Raw genomic sequence first — 16,884 nt, forward strand, 5'->3', positions numbered from 1 at the left:
TCCCCTTTTGATCAATCGTACGACCATAACCGCTGATCGGCTTACCCGTCGAATCAAGGGATACAATAAACGACAAAAAGCATTGCCTTCCATTTGCTGGATCGGCAATGCTTTCTTTATTTACTAGCGGTATTTCAACCAATGGTTCCACCATTGGTGACAATCACTTCGCGATAGCAATTAAAGGATTTTTTTCGATACCGTTTAAGTGAACCAGTTTCCTTCTTTATCAGTGATAATCTGGTAAATAATCCCCATGGGCTTCGATCAAATCGTCGACTAATTGGGTAATGTCTGCCAATGATAGTTCTGATGATAAATGAGGATCGAGGTAAGCTGCTTGATAAATCTTGTCTTTCTCAAGGGTCAACGCTGCTTCGACAGTCAATTCTTGCACATTGATGTTGGTTCGGTTCAATGCAGCAAGCTGCGTTGGTAAAGCGCCGACGTAGGTTGGTTGGATGCCGTTCTTATCCACCAAACATGGAACTTCCACACAGACATCCTCTGGTAAATTGGTGATCAAGCCTTTATTCAAAACATTTCCAGCAATAACGGTTGAATTGCCGGTCTTGATGGCATCCATGATATAAGAGGCGTATTCTCGACTTCTCTTATGGGTCAAATCGCCATTATCGACGATATCCTCCCGCATCGTTTCCCAATCGCGAATCTGATTTTCGCAACGGGTTAAATATTCATCCAACGGAATCCCCAAATCGTCGATCAATTCTGGGTATTTTGATTTAATGAAATAAGGGTGATACTCGGCATTGTGCTCACTAGATTCGGTAATATAATAGCCAAAACGTTTCATCAATTCAAAGCGGACTGAATCACGGTGGGGATTTTCTTTCTCTTCAGCCAACTGACGGATCGTTGGATAGAAATCTTCCCCATCTTTGGTAATTTCCAATAAAAATGCCATATGATTGATCCCAGCAATTTTCCACTGGAAGTCAGCCAGATCATATTGTTCTTTGATCCCTAAATGCTCGAATAATTCTGGAACACATACTTGCACACTATGACAAAGCCCAACCGTTTTGATGGATGTTGCTTTCAATACCCCCATCGTCAGCATCGCCATCGGGTTCGTATAATTCAGCAACCATGCATTTGGACAAACTTCCTCCATTTCTCGAGCAAATTCCAACATGACTGGTAACGTACGCAACGTCCGAAATATTCCGCCAATGCCCATCGTGTCACCTATTGTTTGGCGTAAGCCATATTTCTTCGGTATCTCAAAGTCAATGACGGTGGAAGGTTTGTAGCCACCAACTTGAATGGCGTTTACTACAAAGTCGGCATCTCTTAGTGCTTCTTTGCGATCATGATAGACCTGTATTTCTGCTCGGTTTTGATTGGCATTTTTATTGATCGTCTTTAACATTGCCTCGGATTCACGAAGTCGTTTCTCATCGATGTCGTAAAGGGCGATGTGGGAATCTGCTAAGCTCGGGGTCAACATTGCATCTCCTAGAACATTTTTAGCGAAAATAGTGCTTCCTGCTCCGATAAAGGTGATTTTTGTCATTTTCTATTGCTCCATTCTTTTATAATTTACCGCCAGTAGTGGCAATTCCTTCAATAAATTTACGTTGAAAAATGATAAAGACAGCAACCATGGGCCAAATCGCTAGTAGCGAGCCTGCCATTTAGAGCCACTTTCTTGAAACAATTCATCCACTGTTTTTATGTATCCGTTTTCTTTTTACAAAACAAATATACTGTTTACTAATCAGATTGTCAATTACTTTTAACTAAAATAAAAAGAGTAAACACTTTACAGTGTTTACTCTTAGCATTAATCTCTTTCTTTTTCACTTTCTCTGACGATCATCTTACTGGCCACCATGATTTTAACAGGTACTTGACGAATGCCTTTGATCCGCTCTTCTACCATCCGTAAAGCAATTTTTCCCAGTTCTTCCATATCGATGGCAACGGTACTTAAAGATGGGGTCAAAAATTCTGCAACTTCGATATTGTTGAAACTGACTACTGAGATATCTTCTGGTATCCGATACCCACGTTTTTGCAAGGAGCGATATGTACCAACTGCAATCGAATCATTGGCGACCATAATAGCTGAAGGAAGGCTCTCTTTGCATTGTTCAAGCAATTGCTCAGTGGCTTTGATACCGTCTAATGTGTTCCATCCTTCTAGGTAGACATTGATGTATTCTTCCAATCCTTTTTCTTTCATCCAATACACATAAGTGTTCATCCGCATATCATCTGGCGATTGATGTTTCTCACTGGATGCATCCAGACGTACCCGATATCCCCCAATAAAAGCGATATTTCGATGCCCTTTTTTATACAAACGCTCTAAGTGCTCGGTTGCTGCTATAGAGAAATCCGTATATACCGCATCCCATTCTGAAGACAAAGAAGGATCATCGATCACGACGATATGAGGATTGACTGCTGCGATCTTTGCTAAAAAAGTTGGCAAGACTTGACCAATAACAAGGACTCCCTGATACTCTCTTAGCTCCTCAATGGCAACTGGGCGTTCAGACATATAATACGTTTTTTTTATGCGAAACTTATTTTGCTCTGCTTGTGCTTGAATGCCACGACGAATCGCCCGAAAATAGGGATCTTCTAGTTCAGCTTCTTCCGAAACAGTGGATACCACTGCAATATTCATTGCCTTTTTCACAGGTACTTTCTTCTTACTATAGTGAAAAAATTCCACGGCTTCATTGATCTTATTTTTTGTTTCTTGCGTGACAGATAACGTAGGATCTTCATTGAGCACCCTCGATACAGTTGCGATCGATACACCCGCTCGTTTTGCGACGTCTCTAATTCCTGCCATAATACTCTCCTTTTTTACTTTATACTATGATATAAACACAAAATGATCAGAATGAAAAGAAATTTTAGTTAACAACCTACCTACTTGTTTACCTACAGTTTCAAATCATCTATGGAGAAGCAATCAGTTCAACGTCTCTTCGCAATTAACAAAAAATAGAAACGTGCAGCGACCAAAGAGCCGCTGCACGTTTTTCCTCCTTATTTCCTTTGACGACCGCTATTCTGCTGGATACTCCCGCAAGCGATACCCGACGCCGATTTCAGTGATCAAATATTCTGGTTGCAGCGTATTGGTTTCGATTTTTTTGCGAATGTTTGAGATATTGACTCGTAAGGTTTGTGCATCCGCTGCAAAAGGTCCCCAGACTTCACTGGTCAGCGTATCGTAAGTGACGACTTTGCCTAAATTCTTGAACATTACTGCCATAATACGGTATTCGTTTTTGGTCAAATGGATCTCATTTTGATTCTTGTACAGGATTTTCTTCTCAAAATTGATCGTTAACTCCTTGTTTACGAGAATCGGGCTGCTGCTAAAGGCAGCTGACTCCTTGTGCCGCAATGCCGTGCGGATACGGGCAAATAATTCATTGGTACTGAAGGGCTTTGTTACATAATCATCGGCACCGAGGTCTAACGCTTGCACTTTGTCTTGTTCATCTTTGCGGGCAGAGATCACGATGATCGGTGTGTTCATGCGCTTACGAATGATTTTCAACAGCTCCATGCCGTCAATGTCCGGTAAGCCCAGATCCAGCAAGATGAAGTCGATGGTTTCTTCCTGCAAGAGCATCAATGCCTCCATGCCCGTGCCAACTGACGTAAAGTTGTAATGCTCTCTTTGCAAGACGACCTCCATAAAATCAACGATATTCGAATCATCTTCAATCAATAAAAAATGTCGCTGCATGTTTTCCCTCCTTACTGCTTTAAATAAATACGAAAGATCGTACTGCCTGCTTTCGTTTCGATCGCTAATTTGCCTTCATGGGCATGGATGATGGTTTTAACGATACTCAGTCCGATACCTAATCCATTTTTTGAATCCACCGGCACTTCGGTGTCATTGGTCAAATTTGCTTGGATTTTTTGGTATTGTCCTAAGGGGATCTCCCCTTGGTTTTCGATTTCAATGACCACATCCTGCTCTTGAGAAACTCGCAAGAAAATCGGTGTATCGGCGGTTCCATGGCGAACCCCATTTTCAATCAGATTAAACAAGGCTTGTTCGACCAAGATTGGATCGACTTGGACAAAAATCAGCTGATTGGGCATCTTCACGATGATTTTTTGTTGCGGATAGACTTTTTTCAGGTGCGTCAAAACCGCTTCGATAATTTCTTCGATCGGCTCTTCACTGCGCTTGACCGCCATATTAGTCAAGTTGATGCGGGTCACCGACAGTAAGTTTTCGACCATGCGGATCAACCACTGGGATTCACTTTGGATGTCTCCTAGCAGCTTTTGTTTCGTTTCCTTTTTAATCACGCCTTCGGTTTCACTCAATGTTTCGGCAATGCCAGAAATTGTCGTCAAGGGAGTCCGCAAGTCATGGGAGACCGCACGCAGTAGATTGCTGCGGACTTTTTCCCGTTCGTTTTCTAATTGGATCTGTTCTTTCTCACTCGCCAATGAGACTTGCTCCAACACGGTCGCGATTTGGGTGATCACAAGGCGCAAGTAATTCAATTGACTATTGGCCAACTGATGCTCCTCGTTGCGTTCTACCCCAAGGGCGCCTAGTGGTTTGCCGTTTAAAACGATCGGCAAGTAAAATCCATTGGCACCAATCAGAGTATCTGTGCCGCGACCAGCTTCTTTTTGATTTTTCACGACCCAAAAAGCGACGGCTTTCTCATCCTTGCCAGTCAGTTGAGACAGTGTTTCTCTTGAAGAATGCAGACTTCTCAAGTGGCCCTCTCTGTCATATAACGCCACTTCTCGCTGGAGTAAGCGTGCCAAATAGATGGTCGTACTTTCATAGATTTCTTGCTCATTCCGCGTTTCCATGTATTGTTTGTTCAGTTCATACAATATCTCCATTTGGTGCTCTTTTTCCTTGGCATTTTCTGCTTGGGTCTTCAATCGAACCATCAAGTTACTGATCATCAAGGCAACGATCAGCATGATCACTAATGTGATTGGATAGCCTGCTTTATAGACCGTCAAGGAATACAAGGGTTCGACAAAGAACCAGTTATAAGAAAGGACACTAATAATTGATGCCATGGCACTCCATAGATAGCCACTCGTGTAACGGGCCACTAAGAGAACAAAAAAGATGTAGACCAGCATCAAGTTCTGCTCGCCGAAATGCAGATACTGCATGCCTTCTGTCACTAAGGTGGCGAGCATGATCAGCCCAAAGGTCAAGGTGAAATCTCGACCGCCGCCTTCAAATAATTGCGAAAACGTCAGCCGTGGTCGCTGCATTTTTTCTTTAAAAGGAATCAAATGGATCTCAATGTCATCAAGGCGCCGAATCAAGCGGTCTTCTAAATCCTCGACAAACAATTTTTGGAACCACTTTTGAGAAACCTGTTTCCCCATGATAATGTCACTGGCACCCGTCATTTTGGCATACTCTACGATGGTTTCAAAACTGTCATCCGCTTCAATGTTGATGACTTCTGCACCCAAACGCTCTGCCAACGGCACTTCGGTAGGTGTATCATCTAACGATCGAACTTGGATGACCGTCCATTCGGCACCGACTCCTTGGGCTAAGCGAGCGGTCCAACGAATGCATTTTTCTGCCATTTTCGGCAAGCGATCATCAATAATCGTCAAAAGCTTGCTTTGAACTCGTTTTCGACCGCCGTTCATTTGATTGATATGATTGGAAGCTTTTTGGATCGCTAATCCCCGCAGATGATCAAGTTTTTCTGGCGTAAAAAAATTTTTTAGCGCTCGTTTGGCATTTTCATCAGCATAGATTTTTCCTTGTTCCAATCGATCGATCAGTTCGTCTGGTTCAACATCCACTACCCGCAAACTGGCGTGTTGGAAAAAGGTGTCAGGCACCGTTTCTCTGACTTCCACTTCCGTGACCTTTTCCACGATGTCATTCAGACTTTCGATATGCTGGACATTGATGGTCGTGTAGACGGTGATTCCTGCATTCAATAGTTCATCGACATCTTGGTAACGTTTTTTGTTTCGCGCACCAATGGGATTGGTATGTGCCAACTCATCGATCAAGACGATATCTGGTTTTAGTTGGATCAGTCGATCGATATCTGGCTCATAAAGGGTCAATTGCTTGTGCTGGTATTGCTTTAATGGTACTTGTGGTAACCCTTCAAGCAATCGATTGGTATCGGGACGTTTGTGGGGTTCGATATAGCCGATCACCACATTTTTGCCCATGAGCAAACACTCATGGGCTTCGGTTAACATCGTATAGGTTTTTCCGACGCCGGCAGCAAAACCGAAAAACACCCGTAGTTTGCCACGTTTAGGTCCAAACCCTGCTTGCAGCAGCATCTCTTCTGGGATTGTCTGCTGGTTGTTTTCACTCATAGATGCTTCCCCCTATTCCTCGGGTAATTGATCGAGCTGCTGATTCAAGGTCATGATATTGACGTATTCTCTCGTGGAGAACAAATCAGCTACTTTATTCCTGTTTATTATATCATGAATTATTTGTTCATCGATGCCTCTTGTGTCAGCGATTCGTGGCAGTTGAAAAAGTGCCGCTTCGACACTGATATCAGGATCGACGCCACTACCAGAAGCGGTCACGAGATCGATCGGCACACTGGTTTGGGTTGGGTTTTCTACCAGCAACGTCGCTGTCCGCTCAGCTACAGTCTTTTTTTGGGTCGTATCATAGGGCGATAATTGTGAAACGGTTTGATCACGCCCTTGGAAGTAACCTGCTTGGTCAAAGGGTTGCGCAAGCAGCTCAGATCCTTTGACCGCTCCATCTTCCACGATTTGACTGCCGTTGGCTTGATGGGCAAAAAAGACTTGTCCGACACCAGTGACCAACAATGTATAGAGACCGCCAAATAACACGGTACTAACTAGTAAAAATTTGATACTAGCAAAGAGGGTGTTCTTCATCATGTTTTCCTCCTAAATGACTCCTTGACTCTGATGGATTTTTCTTATAGCAGAACAGCTGACAAAAGCAAATCTACTAGCTTGATGCAAATGAATGGTGCGATGATGCCGCCTAGGCCGTAGACGACAAGATTGTGTCGCAGCATTTGGCTGGCTGGTTTTTCTTGGTATTTGACCCCTTTTAACGCCAAAGGGATCAAGGCGATGATCACGACTGCATTGTAAATGACTGCAGACAAAATCGCAGTTAAGGGACTACCAAGATTCATGATATTCAGCGCTGCGAGTTCTGGATAAATCGCATAAAACAGAACAGGGATCACTGCGAAATATTTGGCGATATCATTTGCGATACTAAAGGTCGTCAAAGCCCCACGGGTCATCAGCAGCTGTTTACCAATTTGGACTACTTGCAGTAATTTGGTAGGGCTGGAATCAAGATCGATCATATTGCCCGCTTCTTTGGCTGCTTGCGTACCAGTGTTCATCGCCATTGCCACATCGGCTTGGGCGAGTGCGGGTGCATCGTTGGTTCCATCCCCCGTCATCGCCACCAAATGCCCTTTTTCCTGATATTCGCGAATCAGGTTCATTTTGTTTTCTGGTGTTGCTTCGGCTAAGAAATCATCGACGCCCGCTTCGGCGGCAATAGCAGCTGCCGTCAAAGGGTTGTCCCCAGTGATCATGATCGTTTTGATACCCATCTTGCGCATGTCGGCAAATTTTTCTTTGACGCCGTTTTTCACGATGTCTTTTAAATAAACGACTCCGAGTACCTGACCATTTTTCACTACGACCAATGGGGTTCCACCAGCTTTAGCGACTTTTTCTACGATCTCGTCACACGCAGTGGGATAGGTCCGCCCTTTTACCGTCACATATTGCTTGATCGTATCCGCAGCTCCTTTACGGATCTCATCACCACGATAGTCGATCCCAGACATTCGTGTTTTGGCACTAAAATCGATCCAATGGACATCGGCTTGCTGAAACTCCCGCTCACGAATATTGAAGGCTTCTTTGGCTAAAATCACGATACTGCGTCCTTCTGCCGTTTCATCGGCAAAAGATGCCAACTGCGCTGCATCTGCTAACTCTTTAGCGGTGACCCCCGGTACCGGCAAGAACTCGCTGGCACGGCGGTTTCCCAGAGTAATGGTTCCTGTTTTATCCAGCAGCAAAACATCCACATCTCCTGCAGCTTCAATCGCACGCCCACTCATGGCGATGACGTTTTCTTTGGTCAAACGACTCATTCCAGCGATCCCAATCGAGGAAATCAAGGCACCGATCGTAGTTGGTGCGAGACAAATCAATAACGCGATCACGATCACACTGGAAATCGCCGTTCCTCTACCAGATAACTGACTGCTAAAATCGGTAAAAGGAATCAATGTGATGGAAACTGCCAAGAAGATGATGGTCAGTGTCACTAAGAACAGCTGCAAGCCAATCTCATTGGGTGTTTTTTTCCGCTGCGTCCCTTCCACCATCGCAATCATTTTATCCAAAAAAGAATGACCATTTTCAGCGGTCACTTTGATGACCAAGTAATCCGAAACGACTAAGGTTCCTCCCGTGACTGCACTGCGGTCGCCACCAGATTCACGAATGACAGGTGCTGATTCTCCTGTGATGGCACTTTCGTCCACCGAAGCAGCACCTTCCACGACATCCCCATCGGCAGGAATTTGTTCGCCAGAAGGAACGTACACCAAGTCGCCTTTTTTCAAATCGGAGGAACGGACTTCGATAAAAGCCTCTTTGGCAACATCTTCCAAGGACATGACTTTGTAAGTCATGATTTCTTTTTTAGCTTGCTTCAAACTATCCGCTTGTGCTTTGCCGCGCCCTTCTGCCACTGCTTCGGCAAAATTGGCAAACAACAAGGTCAACCATAAGAAGACGGTCACACTGATGCTAAACCACAACGGGACTGTTTGTTCTTGAAAACATAAAACGGTTGTCAAGATCGCCCCTAAATAAACCACAAACATCACGGGGTTTTTGATTTGTTGGCGAGGGTCCAATTTCTTAAAGGATTCGCCGATCGCCCATTGATAGATTTTTTTCATTTTTTCTCTCTCCTATTTCGTTGTAAAGAAGTCTGCGATTGGGCCTAAAGCCATCGCTGGTAAAAAGCTCAGTGCACCGATCACGATGATCACAATGATCAGCATCGTGACAAAGACTGGACTCGTGGTTGACAAGGTTCCTTCATTACGAACGGTTTTCTTTTTGGCCCCCATGTTTTCTGCCAGATACAAGATGGCTGCGATGGGAACGAAACGTGAAACGAACATCAAGATACTCCCCAAACTATTTAGGAAAACAGTATCTGCGGTCAAGCCGCCAAAGGCACTCCCATTGTTGTTGCTAAAGGAAGTTGCTGCATACAGCAGTTCGCTAAAGCCATGGGCGCCTTGGTTGGTTAGCCAGCTCATGATATCAGGATGCAAGGTCATCAACATAGCCCCGAAAAGCGTCAGTAGCAATGGCGTCAAAATAACGATACTCGTCATTTTAATGTCAAAAGCTTCGATTTTTTTGCCGATATATTCAGGTGTTCGTCCGACTAATAAACCAGCGATAAAGACCGTCAATAATAGAAAAGCGATCATGCCATAAAGCCCACTGCCGACACCACCAAAGATGATTTCCCCCAGCTGCATCAAGAACATCGGGATCGCACCCCCAAGTGGTGTGAAACTATCCAGCATGGCATTGACTGATCCACTGGAAGCAGCGGTGGTACTCACTGCCCAGAGACTCGACCAACCGACACCGAAACGTACTTCTTTGCCTTCTAGATTGGCATTCCCAAGCACTTGACTGAATTGCGGTCCATAAGCTTCACTGATCACTACGCCAATAAAAGCTAGGATCAAAAAGACGGTTGCGGTGATCAAGATCGTACGTCCTTGTTTCCACTCTTTGATCCAAAAGCCAAAGGCAAAAATCAAAGCAGCTGGTAGCAACAAGATCGCTAAGTTTTCTAAAAAGTTACTGAACATCGTTGGGTTTTCAAATGGATGGGCAGAGTTGGCGCCAAAGAAACCGCCGCCGTTGGTCCCTAATTGCTTGATGGCGATTTGACTCGCTACTGGTCCGAGCGCCATCCAAAAGGATCCCCCCTCAAATCCATTGACTTCCACGCCGCTGCTCAACGTTTGGACAACGCCTTGAGACAGGAGCAAGATCGCTAAAATCAATGAAAGTGGCAAAAGGATATAGAGCAAGGAACGGGTGATGTCTTGCCAAAAATTCCCTACCGTACGTTTTTGTTTTTGCTGCAGCCCACGAATCAAGGCACACAGTACAGCTAATCCTACTGCCGCAGATAAGAAATTTTGCACTGTTAATCCTAATGCTTGGGAAAGATTGGTCAGTGCTTCTTCCCCAGCGTAAGCTTGCCAGTTCGTGTTCGTCACAAAACTGACGGCTGTGTTCAATGCTAAGTCAAAGGACATATTCTCAACGGCTGCCTCTTGCGGTAACCAGTGCTGAACCATCAATAATCCGGTCAAGCCGATGATGGAAAAGACACTGACGGCCAAGACGGAAAAGAGATAGGTTTTGGCGGTCATTTCTTTTTTGCTGACCGAACCAATCACTCGATAGGTCAACCGTTCAATGGGTTGAATAAAGCGGACAAACCGCGGTGTTTTTCCTTGCATGATTTCTTTGATATACCAGCCCAAAGGAACCGCTGCTGCTAGTAAGATCAGTAAAAATAAAAAGCCTTGCACAAAATAGCTACTCATCGTTCTCCCCCCTCAAACAAGTACCAAAAGAGATAGATCATTACGATCACTCCGATTATTCCTAAAACAAGATTCATATTCTTCACTCCTTCATGACGTAAGCATACGCAAAAAGAAATAAAAATAGTGTAAATCTTCTGCTAGCATCTTTATATCTTCTTTATACGGCTGCTTATCGGACAAGAAAACCGCAATACAGCAGGTATTTTAAAAAACAAAAATAGCGGATATCCTTCACGATATCCGCTGTTAGAGTCATTGAGACTTATTTCGTTTTTCTGCTTTTGTTCGTGTGTTTCTTACGAAAGAAGACGATCCCCGCTAGTGCAACAAGGCTCACTCCTGCAATCGAATAGCCTTGAGTGATGGCTGTACCAGTCTTTGGTAGCACCCGTTTGTCCTTTGCGGTCGCTTTGGTTTGTTTGTCAGTCTGCCCTTCATTCGTTGGTTTTTCTTGCCCTTTGTTAGAATCATCTTTCGTAGGCTGCTGATCGTCCTCCTCTGGTTCTTCTGCTTTTTCAACGACTTTGATCGTCGCTGTGGCGGTGACTGCTTCTTGTGAGCGAGTACCAAATAAACGTGCGAAAAAGTTAGGAGTTGCTGCTTCATCAGTGACGATTGAATAAGTGACTTGATAGGTGCCCGTTTTCTTCGTATCCACCGAACCGTCCACCAGCAGTTGCTCCAATGCGAGTGACTTACCGTCACGATCTGTAGCGGAGACAAAATTGTCGGCAGCTGTCCAGTTGTCACCAACATAAATCACGCTATCTTTCACAGTCACAGAGGTTTGGTCTGCCAAAACGGTAATTGTGGCAGTGGCTTCGGCTTTGCCATTGCGATAGGTTACTTGGTATCTGCCTGGTGTGGTGCTGTCAACTGTACCTACTGTTGTGATATCAGTCAGTTGCACTTCTTTGCCGTCTTTATCTGTTGCAGACACAAAGTTATCGGCAGCTTGCCAGTCTTCACCCTCATAAATCGTACTGTCTTTGGCAACTACCGTTTCTTGGTCAGCCACCACGGTAATCATCGCAGTTGCTTTTACATTGCCATTTTGATAAACCACTGGGTACTCGTCTGCTTTGGAGGTATCGACTGTGCCACTAACCGTCACTCCTGAAAACGGTAGACTTGCTCCCGTTTTGTCTGTGGCTGAGACAAAGTTGTCGGCAGCTTCCCAATCGTCGCCGACGTATAGGGTACTGTCTTTAGCTTTAATGCTTGTTTGATCAGCTAACACGGTGATCGTCGCTTTTGCTTCGGCTTTGCCATTGCGATAAATCACTTCATATTTCCCTGGTGTGGCGCTGTCGACTGTACCTACTGTTGTGATATCAGTCAGTTTTACTGCGTTGCCGTCTTTGTCTGTTGCCGACACAAAGTTATCAGCAGCTTGCCAGTCATCACCTTCATAAATCATACTATCTTTGGCGACTACCGTTTCTTGGTTGGCAACGACCGTAATCGTAGCAATAGCTTCCATTTTCTCATTGCTATAAGTAACTTTATACTGACCTTCTTTGCTCGTATCAACTGATCCGCTAACAATCACTCCTGAAAATGGTAGGTTTGCTCCGGTTTTGTCTGTGGCTGAGACAAAGTTGTCGATTGCTTGCCAGTCATCCCCGACATATAAGGTGCTATCTTTGGCTTTAACTGATGTTTGCTCAGCTAACACGGTGATCGTCGCTTTCGCCTCAGCTTTGCCATTGCGATAAATTACTTCATATTTCCCTGGTATGGCGCTGTCGACTGTACCTATCGTTGTGATATCAGCCAGTTTTACTTCGTTGCCGTCTTTATCTGTTGCCGACACAAAGTTATCGGCGACTTGCCAGTCATCGCCTTCATAAATCGTACTATCTTTGGCGACTACCGTTTCTTGGTTGGCAACGACCGTAATCGTCGCCGTTGCTTTAACATGGCCATTCTGGTAAACCACTGGATATTCGCCTGCTTTGGAGGTATCGACTGACCCACTAACCGTCACTCCTGAAAATGGTAGGTTTGATCCGGTTTTGTCCGTTGCGGAAACAAAGTTGTCGGCGGCTTCCCATTCATCACCGACATATAAAGTACTGTCTTTAGCTTGAACGCTCGTTTGATCCGCTAACACGGTAATCGTGGCAGTTGCTTCGGCTTTGCCATTGCGATAGGTTACTTGGTATTCTCCTGGTACTTTCGTATCCACTTCACCACTGGTGGTGACTTCTGCCAAGCTTAACGGTTGCCCCTTCTTATCCGTTGCTGAAACAAAGTTGTCCGCAAGCTCCCATGCATCTCCAACATAAAGTGTACTATCCTTGGCAACGACTGTTTCTTGATTGGCAACCACGGTGATCGTGGCGACTGCTTTTTGATTGCCGTTTTGATAAACCACTGGATATTGACCTTCTTTGGAAGTATCCACGGCTCCACTAACTGTCACTCCTGAAAATGGTACATTCACTCCTGTTTTGTCCGTTGCCGAAACAAAGTTATCAACCGCATGCCAGTCGTCCCCGACGTATAAGGTGCTATCTTTTACTTTGACCGATGTTTGATCAGCTAACACGGTGATCGTTGCTGTCGCTTCGGCTTTGCCATTGTGATAAATGACTTGGTATTCTCCTGGTGTGTCCGTATCAACTTCACCGTTGATGGTCACTTCTGCGATTGTCACTGCGTTGCCGTCTTTATCCGTTGCCGATAGAAAATTATCAGCTGCTGTCCATGCATCGCCTACATATAACGTGCTGTCTTTGGTTGCTACCGTTTCTTGGTTGGCAACCACGGTGATCGTCGCTGTTTGACTAACACTGCCATTGATGTATTTGACTTCATAGGTGCCAACGTTTGTCGTGTCGACCTCGCCATTGACTGTGATTTCCGAGAAAGTCAACGCATTGCCGTGTTTGTCTGTCGCTGAAACAAAGTTGTCTTCAGCATGCCATTCATCTCCCACGTAGATCGTGCTATCTTTGGCGTCGATCGTCGACAAGTCTTCTTCTGGTGTGATACCGACAGAAAGATGATTGCCCGTCCGATTCACTTGCACCTCTTTACCAAGCTGAAGTTCCTGTGGTATGACGTAACCTTCTGGGACGTAGGAAACATAAAGCGTATAGTTCCCCGTATAAATATCAGTTAATTGGTATTCTCCATTTTCATCCGTTACGACAGAAACGATATCTCCTGTCAATTGATTCCAAAGCGTCAAAGTAACCCCCGCAATCTTCTCAGTCGGCTCTTCGGTATTATAAACATCAAGCGTCGCATTGGTTTTGTATATGATCCCGCTGGAATCGCCTGCCGAAAATTGCAGATTGGTCACCGTCGAGGTAGCCGTCCGTTTGGCTTCCGACAAGGTATCGATCGTATCAGAAACGATCGTTGCTGAGGCTGAGATTTGGCCGGCATTTTGTGAAAGGACGTTGTAACTGATTTCGATATTTTTCGTTAGAACATAGTTTGAAAAGACAAGCTGTATGTTCCCATCAACTTCTTTGACTTCATAGCTGTCATCTGGCACATTCGAAACAGTGATCGATCCTAAATCGATTTCGCCATTGGTGTTCCCTAACGATTTTAGAAGGATCGTTGGATTTGCTACTTTTTTCGAGCCATCATCAATATTTTTTGTCGTGACCTTGACCTGCGTCATGTTTTTCGTATTATTGACGGTATTTTGCGTAATGCCAATAATATCTGTCGCCGTATTGGATACTGAAACTGTGGCTGTGCCTTGCTGATTATTTGATAACGGTTCTTTTGCATAACCAGGTACATAAATCGTACTCATTTCCTGCCATCCATTGGCGTATTGATAGGAAATAATGTAGCGCCGATTGGTCGTCCCAAAATCAAAGGTATAATAGTTGGTTTCTTCATCATGGGTGATCGTTGGATAATTCGGATCGCTTTCCTTCATGGCTTGGTTATCATAATAACCGCGATCCCAATACTGTGGATAAATGCCACTGACTTGTTCATTGGAAACATCGATGATCGAAAACACGACATCGGTATTTTTCGGTACATGAGTTTCAACAGTCAAATCACTGATGGTATCTTGACGCGCGTTGACTAAAAACTGATTTTTACTACTTTGGAGCGTGCGTTCAGAATACAGTTTTCTTCCGGTATAGACGGAGGTATGAACCGTGTCAAGTCCCGTTGCGGAAATCGTGATTGGAATTGTATCGTTAGGAATCGATTTTGTCGGTGCTAAACTGTCTGGCACATAATTGAAGCCGATATCAAATTGAACGGAATAGGTAATGGGCGACGTAAAAGTGACCATCGTTCCTCCTGCTACTTCTTCAATCGTATAATCTTTTCCTAATGTGTAGTAAAAACTGACTTTTGGTACCTTTCTCAAAGAAAGATACTCTGGATGTTCTATAAACATTTGTAAATTTTCGATTGGTTGTGAGTTACTGCCTTCGATGTTGATGGAGGTATCACTCATGTAAGCTCCATTTTGGTCATAATTTCCCCAAGCTGTTTCAGCATTGTTGGGATTAAGGACACTGATTGGTTCGACATAGTTGTCTTCAACGATTTTGAATTCTCTATTGGCGATCAACGGTGTCGAGACATTGAGAATGATATCTTTCTGATCAAAGGGTACGGTTACGTTCGTGGAACCAAGAGTGAGATTGCTGTCTTTTGTAGCGGTCACAATCAGTTTGTCCCCGTTATTTTCGACAGAAAAATAATCCGAAAAAGTCACATTTTGATAGAAGGCATCTCTTGCTGTTAACTGTTTCGCCGTGATCGGCTGTCCGTTTTGACTCGAAAGGATGATTTGTTGACCTGCTTTCATCTCCGTCGGCATTTGATGAATTGATACATAGTAGTTTCCTTTAGAAAGGCCATTCATAAAACTGGCAGAAGCAACCCCCATATAATACCTAGAATCGACTTCTTTTTCATCTTTGCTGGTTTTTGCGGTAAAGGAAAACCCTCTGTTTTGGGCAGTTGTTTGTTTTAGCTGTACCGAACCAAATCCGGTCGTTGGATACCCTTTTGAAAAAGAAGGCGTATAATCCGTCAGCTCGGTCAAACTCATGGTGAATTGATAAGAAACCCCATAAGCCTTTTGTTTGTCCATCTGTTTGATTTCAACAGCAGTATTGTAAAGACTATTTGAAGTGATCGTATAGTCTGTCCCTTCGACTAATGCTGTCTGTGTTTCTGGCTTGATCTTTCCTTTGATATCCACTTCATAGCTGAAGACTTTTAACGGTTGGGTCTCAATCTTTTTGAAGGACGCACCCGGCGTATCAACCAAATGCAGTGAAAGAGTTTCCGTTCCAGATAATGTCCGATCAGTATTGTAGTAAACCATTCCTTGCATCCCAAAGACATTTTTTTCTGACACATATTGAATCGGGTCAACTTCTTCATACAAATCAATGGCGTAGCTTGTCTGGTTTTGATCGCCGATCTCAATCGTTAGCTGAGGCTTATCTTCTGAATATAGATAACTAGTCAACTCGATCGAAAAAGAGGCATCATGAACCGATTGATTAAACGTGATCATCAGTTGATGAGCTGCACTATCTACAGCCCACGATGCATTGATCGCTTCATTGGTTCCTTGCACATCACTAAAGCCAAGGCCTTGCGGCAAGTCAAAAACAGCAGTGGTGCCAGCGAAATAATCTTTGTTATTGATTTCAAAATCCAATTTCAGTTTCACTGGACTATTGTTTAAGATTCGTGTTTCTTCCGTTCGGCTGAATTCTTCGCCAGCAATGGTCAGCAGGGTGCCTTTTTCCAAAAGTTCTTGGTCATTGATGCGTGTGCTGACACGAGGTGTGTGTTGCTCTTCTTTGGTTTCTTTTGAATCGGATGTTGAAGAACTTTCTTGTCTCGCATGGCTAGAATCTTCCGTTCTATTTGAGGAAGCGGATGTGCTCGTTTCACTTGGTTCCGTGTTTTCTGAACCAGCTGATGATTCCTCTTTGCTCGCTTCGGAAGAATAATCAGTTTGAGCATCCTCAGCTGCTTGTGCTTCGTTTCCGTTAGTTTCATTTGTCGATTCAGTCATCGTTTCTAGTAGTTGATCGGATTTGTCTAGCATGTTGACGGTCTGTTCTTGTTCGGTTGTTTCCGCTATCGCCATGATCGGAGTGATCACTTGAGTGATTCCTAGTGCGGTAACAACGATCCCATGACGAATTCTTTTGCTTCTCTTATTCATTTTCTCCTCCAGTAAATGTATGTA

Annotated in this window: 8 protein-coding genes and 1 pseudogene; all 9 read right to left on the reverse strand. The window is 44.2% G+C overall.

Annotation, left to right across the window (positions count from 1 at the left end; genetic code table 11):
• Positions 1 to 229: 229 nt before the first annotated feature.
• Positions 230 to 1,540: an alpha-glucosidase/alpha-galactosidase gene (gene melA / locus P0G38_RS11280; RefSeq protein ID WP_275851071.1), complete on the reverse strand. Its 1,311-nt coding sequence runs from the start codon at positions 1,538 to 1,540 to the stop codon at positions 230 to 232.
• Positions 1,541 to 1,559: 19 nt separating this feature from the next.
• Positions 1,560 to 1,661 (reverse strand): annotated as a pseudogene (locus P0G38_RS11285) (carbohydrate ABC transporter permease); the annotation flags it as partial.
• A 149-nt stretch (positions 1,662 to 1,810) separates the two neighbouring features.
• Complete coding sequence (locus P0G38_RS11290) at positions 1,811 to 2,833, reverse strand: LacI family DNA-binding transcriptional regulator (RefSeq protein WP_194192993.1); 1,023 nt, start codon at positions 2,831 to 2,833, stop codon at positions 1,811 to 1,813.
• Between the two features lie 219 nt (positions 2,834 to 3,052).
• Complete coding sequence (locus P0G38_RS11295) at positions 3,053 to 3,745, reverse strand: response regulator transcription factor (RefSeq protein WP_074535106.1); 693 nt, start codon at positions 3,743 to 3,745, stop codon at positions 3,053 to 3,055.
• 11 nt (positions 3,746 to 3,756) lie between these two features.
• A complete protein-coding gene (locus tag P0G38_RS11300) occupies positions 3,757 to 6,357 on the reverse strand; it encodes a sensor histidine kinase (protein ID WP_275851078.1) in 2,601 nt (866 codons plus the stop codon).
• A gap of 12 nt (positions 6,358 to 6,369) precedes the next feature.
• A complete protein-coding gene (locus tag P0G38_RS11305) occupies positions 6,370 to 6,906 on the reverse strand; it encodes a potassium-transporting ATPase subunit C (protein ID WP_275851081.1) in 537 nt (178 codons plus the stop codon).
• Between the two features lie 41 nt (positions 6,907 to 6,947).
• Positions 6,948 to 8,978, reverse strand: coding sequence for a potassium-transporting ATPase subunit KdpB (gene kdpB / locus P0G38_RS11310; protein ID WP_275851084.1), 2,031 nt, complete (start codon positions 8,976 to 8,978; stop codon positions 6,948 to 6,950).
• A 12-nt stretch (positions 8,979 to 8,990) separates the two neighbouring features.
• Complete coding sequence (kdpA, locus tag P0G38_RS11315) at positions 8,991 to 10,667, reverse strand: potassium-transporting ATPase subunit KdpA (RefSeq protein WP_275851087.1); 1,677 nt, start codon at positions 10,665 to 10,667, stop codon at positions 8,991 to 8,993.
• Positions 10,668 to 10,932: 265 nt separating this feature from the next.
• Entirely contained in the window at positions 10,933 to 16,860 is a 5,928-nt protein-coding gene (locus P0G38_RS11320; protein ID WP_275851091.1) for a bacterial Ig-like domain-containing protein, read from the reverse strand.
• Between the last annotated feature and the right edge of the window lie 24 nt (positions 16,861 to 16,884).

The organism is Enterococcus casseliflavus (assembly GCF_029215545.1).
GTDB classification, from domain to species: Bacteria; Bacillota; Bacilli; order Lactobacillales; family Enterococcaceae; genus Enterococcus_D; species Enterococcus_D casseliflavus.

Coding starts and splice junctions, on each gene's coding strand:
- melA (WP_275851071.1), bottom strand. CDS start 1,540: ATGACAAAAATCACCTTTATCGGAGCAGGAAGCACTATTTTCGCTAAA.
- P0G38_RS11290 (WP_194192993.1), bottom strand. CDS start 2,833: ATGGCAGGAATTAGAGACGTCGCAAAACGAGCGGGTGTATCGATCGCA.
- P0G38_RS11295 (WP_074535106.1), bottom strand. CDS start 3,745: ATGCAGCGACATTTTTTATTGATTGAAGATGATTCGAATATCGTTGAT.
- P0G38_RS11300 (WP_275851078.1), bottom strand. CDS start 6,357: ATGAGTGAAAACAACCAGCAGACAATCCCAGAAGAGATGCTGCTGCAA.
- P0G38_RS11305 (WP_275851081.1), bottom strand. CDS start 6,906: ATGATGAAGAACACCCTCTTTGCTAGTATCAAATTTTTACTAGTTAGT.
- kdpB (WP_275851084.1), bottom strand. CDS start 8,978: ATGAAAAAAATCTATCAATGGGCGATCGGCGAATCCTTTAAGAAATTG.
- kdpA (WP_275851087.1), bottom strand. CDS start 10,667: ATGAGTAGCTATTTTGTGCAAGGCTTTTTATTTTTACTGATCTTACTA.
- P0G38_RS11320 (WP_275851091.1), bottom strand. CDS start 16,860: ATGAATAAGAGAAGCAAAAGAATTCGTCATGGGATCGTTGTTACCGCA.